Source organism: Vibrio nigripulchritudo ATCC 27043, from assembly GCF_000222685.1.
Lineage (GTDB): Bacteria > Pseudomonadota > Gammaproteobacteria > Enterobacterales > Vibrionaceae > Vibrio > Vibrio nigripulchritudo.
This window is the reverse complement of record NZ_AFWJ01000071.1, coordinates 1-10228: the sequence shown is the minus strand read 5'-3', so window position 1 is coordinate 10228 and position 10228 is coordinate 1. Positions and strand designations below refer to the sequence as shown.

Below are 10228 nucleotides of genomic sequence, written 5' to 3'. Positions count from 1 at the left end.
TGCTTCACCGAGTTCAACCGCCAGAGCATCGGGCGTAACTGATGCCTGATAGTCAAACCATTCATCAAGCCGCTTCCAAGGCAGGCTCTCTGTTTGTGGCTGTTCACTCCACCCCATTTGCTGTGCCATCTGTTCTTGATTGAATGCGGGCAATAAATGAATCGCTGAATTCGGCTGCGTGGCAAGATTATTCAACACAGCAGAAAACGAGCGCGCAAACTGGCTCACCAGTTCAAGATTCAGTTTGCTGCCTTGAAATTCGAGCACGCATTCGGCTTTTTCATCCAAGTCAGTCACAAACAGAGTGAGCGGGAACTTGGCTTCACCAGAAAACAGCGTTTTTGCAGTGAGCGCCAATCCATCCAGATTCAGTGCTTGAGTGTCGGTGTTTTCCAAAACCAACATGGCTTCGATGATGTCCTGGTTTCGATCACGGTGAAGAGCAGCCACTTCACCAAAGTCTATCTCTTGGTGTTTCTGGGTTTGCACCACCACTTGATTCACCAAAGCCAGATACTTGTCGACACTCAACCCCGAAGGCATATCCACCTGGAACAAACAGGTGTTGGCACACATGCCCACCAGTGATTCGAAATCTCCCCCCTCACGGTTAGCGACAGGAGAAGCAACGGATACACGATCTTGCTGAAAGTAGCGGTTTAAAGTCAGGCTGAACGCCGCCAGAAGAAGGCTGTATAAGGAGATGCCTTGTTGTTTGGCGCAGGACTTTGCCGCGCACCATAAGTCATCATTCAGAATGATTTCATGCGTGCCATCCGTATTATTAGATTGGCAAAGAGGTGCATGTTCACCAAATAACGTGGGTGGAGAGAGTTGGCTCTGCTGTTGCCAGAATGCTCGCGCCACTTGAGCTGAACAGCTTTGGTGGTACTGCTGACGCTTAACGCTGAACGATGCGTAAGAAACGGGAGTCAACCTTGATTCAAACGGATCCTCGTTCTCATTTTCTGCCAAAGAGCGATTCTTAATAGCTGAATGGTACGCTTCGCTTAGCACTTTAAGCAGTACGTTGACACTCCAGCCATCAATCACCAAGTGGTGAAAACACAGCACCAAGTAGTAGATATTTTTATTGGTGGATTGGGCAATAGCAGCCCGACACAAAGCGTCGTTTTCAATATCGAATACCGCGTTGGCGATATTGTCCAACTTATGGGTTTGATTTCCCAACCATTGGCACCCGAACAGAGAATCTTCGTAGTCGCGTTCAACTACTTCAATTTGACCGTCGCTCTGAAGAAAGGCACTTCTCAGCGCACCGTGGTTTTTCACGGTGAGCTCCCACGCTTTTTTGAATGCATCAACATCCAACTCACCTTGAATTTCAAAGTGATAAGGAGCGTTGTACGCCACCGAATGCGGTTTCAAATATTGCAATAGCGCCAAGCGAGCCTGCTCGGGGGAAGCCAAATAGCGAGAACCGTCTAGCTTTTCTGAATCCCATTCTGCGCCGGCTTCTTGAGGTATCAAAGCTTGCTGTTCGATCTGTTTCGCTACAGATAACAATGATTCGCTCGACATGACGTCGCCCACGCTGAGTGAACAATCCCACTTGTCACGCAGCCTAGCCACCAGTCGCATGGCTTTCAGGGAATCACCACCACATTCGACAAAGCTTTCATCCAAATGCGGTTCGCTTGTCAGGTGCAGAACCTCTTTGGTCAGCGACATAAAATACTCGCCAGATACGGGGGCTTGCCGAAGTAACTCTGCCCTTGCGCTTATCACACGGTTGTCTGAATCGGTAATTTCTCGGTTTTCCATCTTACGAAGCTGACGTCGATCGAGCTTGCCGTTTTTGTTCAATGGAGGATTGGTAATTGCAAAATATCGGTGCGGCAACATGTACGCAGGCAAATGCTGCTTTAAGTGGGTTCTCAGCGATTCCTTACTGGCGTCACTTTCTAATACCAGATAAGCGTAGATATCAGTTTCCTGATCTTTTACAGGCACACAGGATGCATGCATTACGCTTGGGTGTGACTGAAGGACCTGTTCAATTTCAGTCAGCTCAATTCGATGCCCCCGAACTTTGACTTGTTGATCTTCCCGCCCTAGAAATTCGATCTCACCAAGCTCGTTAATTCGTCCCAAGTCACCGCTCAGATACGCTTTTTCGTTAAGCCAGGGAAGAAATAGGAAACGTGCTTCGGTCTTTTGCTGGTCACCAAAGTACCCTTTTGCCAAAGCGGGACCGGTAATCGCAATCTCCCCAATTTTACCGGGTTGTGCAAAACGATTTCGATCAACCACGATGTGAACCTGTGTTTGGTTGATGCCTTTGCCAATGGGTACGCGACTGGATTCAATGTATTCAGGTAATCGCTCAGGCAATATCGGATGACACGCACTGAATGTGGTGCACTCTGTTGGACCGTATGCGTTGTATAAGCGCGCTTTTTTGGTTTTGTCTGCATCAAAAAAATACGCTGCGTTGGCGGGAATAAATGCTTCTCCACCCACCAATAAATGTTGAATGGACGCCAGCGCTTGCGGGTCTTCCAACGCCATCAAATTGAACAGACCCGTCGTCATAAAGGCAACGTCAATTTGAGAATGTTTTAACTGGCTGGCAAGCAGAGCTGGGTTAACCAAAGATTCTTGATTCACGACAACGATGGTCGCGCCATTAAGCAAAGCTCCCCAGACTTCAAAGGTTAACGCATCAAACGTTGGGTTGGCCAAACACCCTACCCGGCTGCCCAGCTCAATCGGCACATAGTTCGGCTGATGCACAACGCTTTGAATTCCAGTACACAGAACCGACACCCCTTTGGGAACTCCAGTTGAACCCGAGGTAAAAAACAGGCACGCCAAGTCTTCACGGTTGTTTGCGGAACAAAGAGGCATGGGAGCATCAAGCGTATCAATATGACTTAGCCACTCAGTAAACTCTTGCTCGATAGGCTTTAGAGCGACTGTTTCTTCCTTGTCGGATTCTCGCACCCACTTGGAAAGAGTCGTTGATTCGGACACCACAGTTTCGATACCGCATTGCTGGTACAACTCCTCGCGCCGCTTTTGAGGCGTGCTTGGCTCAATGGGTACGTAGCACACGCCCATTTTCACCGCAGCCAACAACGTCGTCGCCAATTCGATGGAACGGGGCAAACAAACCCCAAGGCGATCGCCCGATTTGATACCTAAACCATCAAAATGAGCGGCTAATGCACCACTTAACCTGTCCAGTTGAGCATAAGTTAACGCCTTTTCACCGTCTTCAATGGCAAGGTGCTCAGGATGAGAAGCGACTATCTCTTCAAACAACTCAATCATCAGATAGCTCCTTTTCGATCATTGCAGCCACATCGTTGATGTAAGGCGGCTCCAGTAACGTTGAATGATCCCCTTTGATGGTTTCAACCCTGAGCAACGTACTCACTTTGGAAGACCAGAATGCCTCCATCAGCCCCAAGTGCTCGTCATCTTTGTCTTCGGTTGCCATCACCAATAGCGTTCTAGCTGCGGATTCTTCCAACCTGAGTATTTTGAGCGTGGCTAAATGGTGGTTATAGAGTCGGTGGTAACGGGCGATTTGTTCGTCCTGAATACCCGGATACATCCCGTTATACTTCACCAGTTTTTCACGGAAAACATCGGCAGAAACAGACGCGATCATCGCCTGCACTTCTGGTTTTTCGGTGGCTTCACTGTCTAACACCACCGCAGTGGAATGGTTGCAGCCTCGTTCTTTCATCAGCCTCGCCATTTCAAACGAGACAATGCCACCGTAAGAAGCTCCGACAAACACATGCGGCTTAGCCAGCAAAAGCTCAACTTGGCTCAGGTAATATTCCGCCATTGCCTGAACGGTGGGCAGAAAGTCTTCATCAGTGTCGACGCCCTTGGCCTGAATGCCGTAAATCCCGAATTCTTCTGGCATCGCTTTGGCAAACGGTAGGTATCCAAATGCTGTCCCCCCTGCCGGGTGGATGCAGATGACGTTTTTGCCGTTCTGGCTAGGACGAAATTCAATCACGCCATGCGACCAGGACGAGGAAGGCGTTGCGGAGTCATGTATCCCTTTCTGCGTTTGCAACTGCTGGCGAACCAGACCACCCAAAGCTTCGATAGTTGGGTGTATAATTAGGTCAACCACCGGAATCCTCACACCAAGCTGTTTCTCCACAAAATGCATGACTTTGATGGCGGAAATGGACGAACCTCCGACATCAAAAAAGTGGTCGCGAATGCCGATTTCTTTTTCCAGTAAGATGTCTCGCCATATTTGATACAGCTTCATCTCAATGTCGTCGCGAGGTGCCCCTGTATTGACCTGCCGAATGTTGCTGTTTTGCGCCATGGCGATCAATGCGCGAGCATCTACTTTTCCATTCGGTGTTAGTGGCATCTCTTCCACATTCAGCCAGATGCTTGGCACCATGTAGCTAGGCAACGTGTCGATAAGTTGCGCTTTTATCTGCTCTAACTCTTCATCATTTGAATTCGAAGTCAGCTGGACCGCCGTAAACAGTTGTTTCTCCGTTGATCCATCGACCGTGGCAACGTGCGCAGCTTCCACTTTAGGCAGAGAAAGCAATCGCAATTGAATTTCAGAAGGTTCCAGACGTTGACCGCGAATTTTGACCTGATGGTCAACGCGCGATACAAATTCCAACTGCCCATCCTGGTTGTAACGAACCCGATCCCCAGTCTGATAAAGCCTTTCTGTACGACCATTTTCAAACGAGTGGTCGGCAAACTTCGCCTGCGTTAAGTCGTCTCGACCAAAATAGCCTTTGGCGATGCCTTTGCCCCCTACGTAGAGCTCTCCCACAACACCTTTAGGTAACAATTGCTTGTGCTGATTGAGCACATACACCGTGGAATGGTTGGTTGCTCTGCCCATTGGGTAATCGGGCTGTATCGCTTGGATATCGTAAGTTGCACATATGGTGGCGTTTTCCGCTGGTCCGTATACATTCACCAAGTGCTTTGGCTTGCCATGCTCGAACATTCGCTCCACCACACTGCCGTTAACGGCCTCGCCACCAAACAACAGGTAGTCAACACTGGCGAACAAATCTGGTTTCAACTCTACGAGTTGATTCATCAAGGCCGTTGCCATGCAGAAGGTTTTAATGTTGTAGCGTGCAATCTTGTCTGCAAAGGCATCCACATTGTGAATATCTTCGTCACGTAGAATGACGGTGGTTGCACCGTTAATCAGCGCTCCCCAGATATCGAAGCTGGACGCGTCAAACGAGAAACTGCTGACTTGCCCGACCGAGCTATTGGTGGGAATAGAAACGAAATTGGTATTTTTAAGCAGCCTGACGACTCCTTGATGCGCAATTTCAACGCCTTTCGGCTGCCCCGTTGAACCGGAGGTAAAAATCACCATGGCGCTGTCTTGCGGTTTGCGGTGCACGCTTTCGAATTCGTTCTCAGAAGTAGCATTCATCCAGTCTGAAAGCCGGAAACTAGGGAGTGCATTTTCACTTTTTGCTATCTCAGCGCTGCCGTCTGTCAGCAGGCATTGAACGCTTGCTAACTCGGCAATCAATTCTATTCGCGCTTGCGGGTGTTTGGCGTCCATAGGAACGTAAAGCCCCCCGACTTTCAGCACCGCCAGCACGCCGACCACCATTTCTGCCGAACGTTGAACACATACTCCAACGCGGTCATTTTCGTTAACGCCCGACGCTTTTAAATGTCGTGCCAAGGCGTTAGTTACGTTATCCAGCTCTCGGTAACTCCACTGCCTTTCCCCATCAATCAACGCAATTTGATCGGGAGTTTCTCGGGCATACTGCTCGAACAGTTCATGGATGGAACAATTTGGAATGGGATTCGTACTGCCATTCAGAGTGGACATCAGTTCTTCTACTTCTGAAGCTCCCAGCAATTGAACGTGTTGTAACGCGGAGGTTTTATGGGTTATGAAGCCATTTAAAATGTTGTTGAGATGCTCCATCAACTGGGTCATCTGCCAATCTGCAAACTGAGCACGATCGTATTGCAGCGACAGCTCTAACCGCGAATCCTCTGCATCTCGCGTTTTGAAGGCTTGCAGCGCGAGACCAAAGTTGGTCTCTTCCTCTGCTTCAACCTTGTCCACACTAAAGCTGTTCTTGACAGCTTGCTGCTCTGATTGATTAATCGGGTAGTTTTCAAACACCACAATGCTGTCGAACAGATTGCGCCCTTTTACCGAGGACAGGCTTTGAATCTCGTGCAAAGGCAAATATCCATGCTCCTCCGCTTCAGCGAAGCCCTGCTGCAACCCTTTCAGCCAGTCTAATACCCCTGTTTGGCGTTCAATCTCTGCGACAACAGGCAAGGTGTTGATGAATAAGCCGACCATCGACTCCGACCCGGCTAAGGTTGCCGGACGCCCCGACACCGTGGAGCCAAACACTACCCGACTTTCACCAGAGTATGTCGACAGCAGCCACGCCCACGCTCCTTGCAATACTGTGTTTAAAGTGCACTGCGCTTCTTTCGCCAGTGATTCCAACTGACGTGTAAGATCTGCATTCAACACAATAGGCGCACTGCCTTTGCCTTGAAGGTTTTCATCCATTTTTTCGTTGAACGATTTGGTTGGTAGTTGGGTCGGCTCTTCAATATCACCGAGCTTCGCTTGCCAGAAACAAAGGGCAGAATCGAAATCTTGCTGCTGCAACCAATCTACGTAGCGCCTGTAAGGAATGGGATCGTCGAGATTTGAGTCTGTCGCCGAATCAATTGAGGCGTAACATTCAAACAGCTCTTGCATCAAGATGGGCAGACACCAGCCATCGGTCAGTGCGTGATGGGTAGACCAAACCAGTTTTCCTTTGTCTTGTTCAGTTTGGAGCCAGTAAAACTTGGTCTGAGTGGTATCACTCAGTTCAAAGCCGGAAGCTCGCTCTTCTTTCTGGATGGTAGACAATTTGTAATGCGCATCAGACTCACTCATTCCAATCAGATTGACTGCCTGCCATCGCAAGACAGCCTGATCCGCGACCCTTTGGTAATGACTGCCATCAGAACCCAAAACAAACGAGTTTTTGAAAATATCATGGCGATGCAATACCCTTTCCCACGCTGCCTTGATTCGCTCTCCATCTACGTGATTGAGCGACAGCGTAAGTTGGGTAATGTAAGCGTCTCGCTCCAATTCGCTGTGATAAATCATGCCTTGCTGCATGCCAGTTGCCGGATACACATCCAGCAAGTTTCTGCCTTGTTTTTCAAGCGCCTGTAGCCACTGGTCAACATCCGACTGACTGAGTTGTAAGCAGTGAAAATCTGACGGCGTTTTTCGAATTTGTTCTTGCTTGCAACAATGTCCGATAAGGGCTTGTAGGTGCTCAATGTAGCTCTGCGTCAGGCGTGTGACTTCTGCTTGGTTGATAACATTGGCGTTGTAATCCAAGTCTATCGACAACACACCATCAACGATGCGCCCGTTAAAAGACAAGGCTCTTGGCATCATCTGATTTTGCGTGCCATCATCGGTTTCAAACCCCGTCACCAGTGACAGGCTCTGGTCTTCCGCGCCAGACTCTCCGCTGGATATTTGCCCCAAGAAGTTGAATAAGATATCTGGAGACTGAGCGTTTGCATCAAGCTCGGAGGAGTTATCTTTTAGCCAGCCATACGCCAGCCCATGTTGAGGAACTTGACGAACTTTTTCTTTAATTGCGCAAATCACATCGGCCAGTGTCGAATCATCAGACACCAGATTGAGTGGGTAAATAGAGGTAAACCAGCCAAGGGTTTCGCTCAAATTCAGGTCACAGCCTTCCGTATGGCGACCGTGAGTTTCAAGAGCAAGAGAAAGACGTCGAGTTGTATGACTTGATGATCCTTGATTGGGTTCTTCGGTAGACAAGGTTTGGAACAAAGCTGCCAGCAACAAATCCTGAGTTTGAGTCCCAAATGCTCTGTTCGCTTGGCTGGTCAGCCGTTCAGTGTCGGCTGAATTGAGAGAAAACCGAACGGTTTGGGTATCGATGCCTGAAACAGGTTCAAATCTCGGTCGTATTTGCCTTTCTTCTTGATGCCAGAATGCTATTTCCGAAGCGCACCACGTTCTTTGCTGATTGAACTCAACCCATTTTTTAAAGGTAACAGGCTTAGCCGCCAAGGTAAGCGGTTGCTCGTTATCATGCTGCTCAACCAAAGTTTGGAGATCATCGAGCAGAATTCGCCAGGACACCCCATCCACCACTAGGTGATGAATAACAATGAACAGCTTGGCATGACTGGTTCCTTCCCCGAAAAAGGCGAATCGGAAAAGAGGACCATTTTGAATATCCAATTCCGTTTGGATCTGGTTACATCGCTTCGTAAACAAATTGCTCTCGATCAGAGACTCAATCAATGCAACAGATTGGAAGTCCATTTTTTCCAGTGGTTGGAAGACCCCCTGCCACTGTTGTTTTGATGGATTTTCACCTTCAATAGAAGTCGCTTCGAAGCGAAGCCTCAGCACATCGTGTCTTGCCACCATCACTTTAACGATGTTCAGAATAGACGCGTGATCGATTGTGCCGGAAACGTTCAGGAGCACCGATTGATTAAAGTGGTTTCGTTGTGATTCTTCACGAGCGAACTGGAAAAATTCACTCTGGATCGGTGTGAGTAACACACTTCCTTCACTTGCTTTTTGTGCTTCATCTGGTGTGTCGAATGTGGCGGCATTCGCTAATTTGGTTACAGTTTGTGCTTCAAAAAGCTGCCGAACAGAAAAGTGCACACCCTTAGCCGCACAACGCGAAACGCTTTGCATCGCCGAGATGGAGTCTCCACCAAGGGCAAAGAAGTTATCGTTGGCGTTCACCACTTCCAGATTAAGCAGAGATTGCCAAACCTCTGCAATTACAATTTCTGCTTCTGTTTCAGGATTTTTGGTTTTGGATTGACTATTTTCAGCCTGAATTGCTTTAGCTTGAGGCAAGGCATTTCGATCAATTTTTCCATTAACCGTCAGTGGCCAGGATTCCACACATGCCCAAGTCGCCGGAATCATATAATCCGGAAGTTGATCTACCAGTTCTTCACGAACGCTTGCCAACCACTCAGATGGGTTATCAACGCTTTTCTCTGGCTGAACATACGCCTGCAAACGCCCATTCTCATCTGCCCAGACTCGTGCCGATGCCACTTCAGAGACTAAACAAATAGCGTGTTCAATCTCGCCCAGCTCGATACGATGTCCTCGAACTTTGACCTGATCGTCAGCCCGCCCAGCAAACGTTAACTGCCCTAAGTGATTGAGGCGGACGATATCGCCTGTTTGGTAGAATCTCTCCGTTAAGCCGTCCAGCGAAACAAATCTCTCTTTGGTCAGCTCGGATGAACGCAGGTAACCACGTGCCACACCTTCCCCTGTCAGATACAACTGCCCATACATGCCATCAGGTACGGGATTGCCTACATCATCCAGAATCACACATCGCACACCTCCAATAGGGCGACCTATCACACTTGGGTCATCACCTTCTTGGTATTCGTGTACCGTTGTACAGACGCTGTTTTCAGTAGGACCGTATTCATTGAACAGCCGAGTTCGCGCTACAAGTTTTTGAATCAGGTCTGGATGAGTCGATTCCCCCGACACCACAATTCTCGGGATCAACGTCTCATCCGTTTCGGTATTCAGTTCTTTCAACAACGCTGGGGGAATGTACGCTACCGCGTAGTGGTCTGGTTGATATAAGGCTTCACTGAGTGCGCCCAAATCAAAACGAACCGATTCAGACACAATGTGCAGCGGTCTGCCACTTGCGAGTGCTCCCCATATGCTGGCCACAGAGGTATCGAACGCGAAGTTGGTAAGATACAAAAAGCCCGCATTGGGATGCATTTCTTCTGAATCCAGATCCAGATAGCGCTGCTGATTCTGTATGTAATTTGCCACGCCTTGGTGTTCGACCATTACACCCTTGGGCTTGCCCGTCGACCCCGATGTGTAAATGACGTAGGCAAGTTGGTTAGGCAGAACTCTTCGTTCGAATGCTAAGGGCTCACCCGTTAAGTTGTTATGAGCGATTTCTATCCGCTCAGAATCCTTTAGCTCCAATAACTTACTTTGGATCAGAGCTTGTTGGGAAAGAACGACTCTTGCTTCGCAATCTTGAATGATCTGCTCAATTCGCGTCGCTGGCTGGCTGGCATCGACAGGAACATACGCACCACCGGCTTTCACCACCGCCAACATAGCGACAATCATGTCTATCGAACGTTCAAACACCAAAGCCACGGGTGTTTCAGC

Annotated in this window: 2 protein-coding genes; both read right to left on the bottom strand. The window is 48.8% G+C overall.

What is annotated here, in order from left to right; all coding sequences use genetic code 11:
* A partial coding sequence (locus tag RH89_RS07970; protein ID WP_004400916.1) for a non-ribosomal peptide synthetase occupies positions 1–3297 on the bottom strand: 3297 nt, incomplete at its 3' end.
* On the bottom strand, positions 3290–10216 hold the full coding sequence (locus tag RH89_RS07965) for a non-ribosomal peptide synthetase (protein WP_244410408.1): 6927 nt from the start codon (positions 10214–10216) through the stop codon (positions 3290–3292). The genes RH89_RS07970 and RH89_RS07965, both read right to left, overlap by 8 nt.
* Positions 10217–10228: the final 12 nt, after the last annotated feature.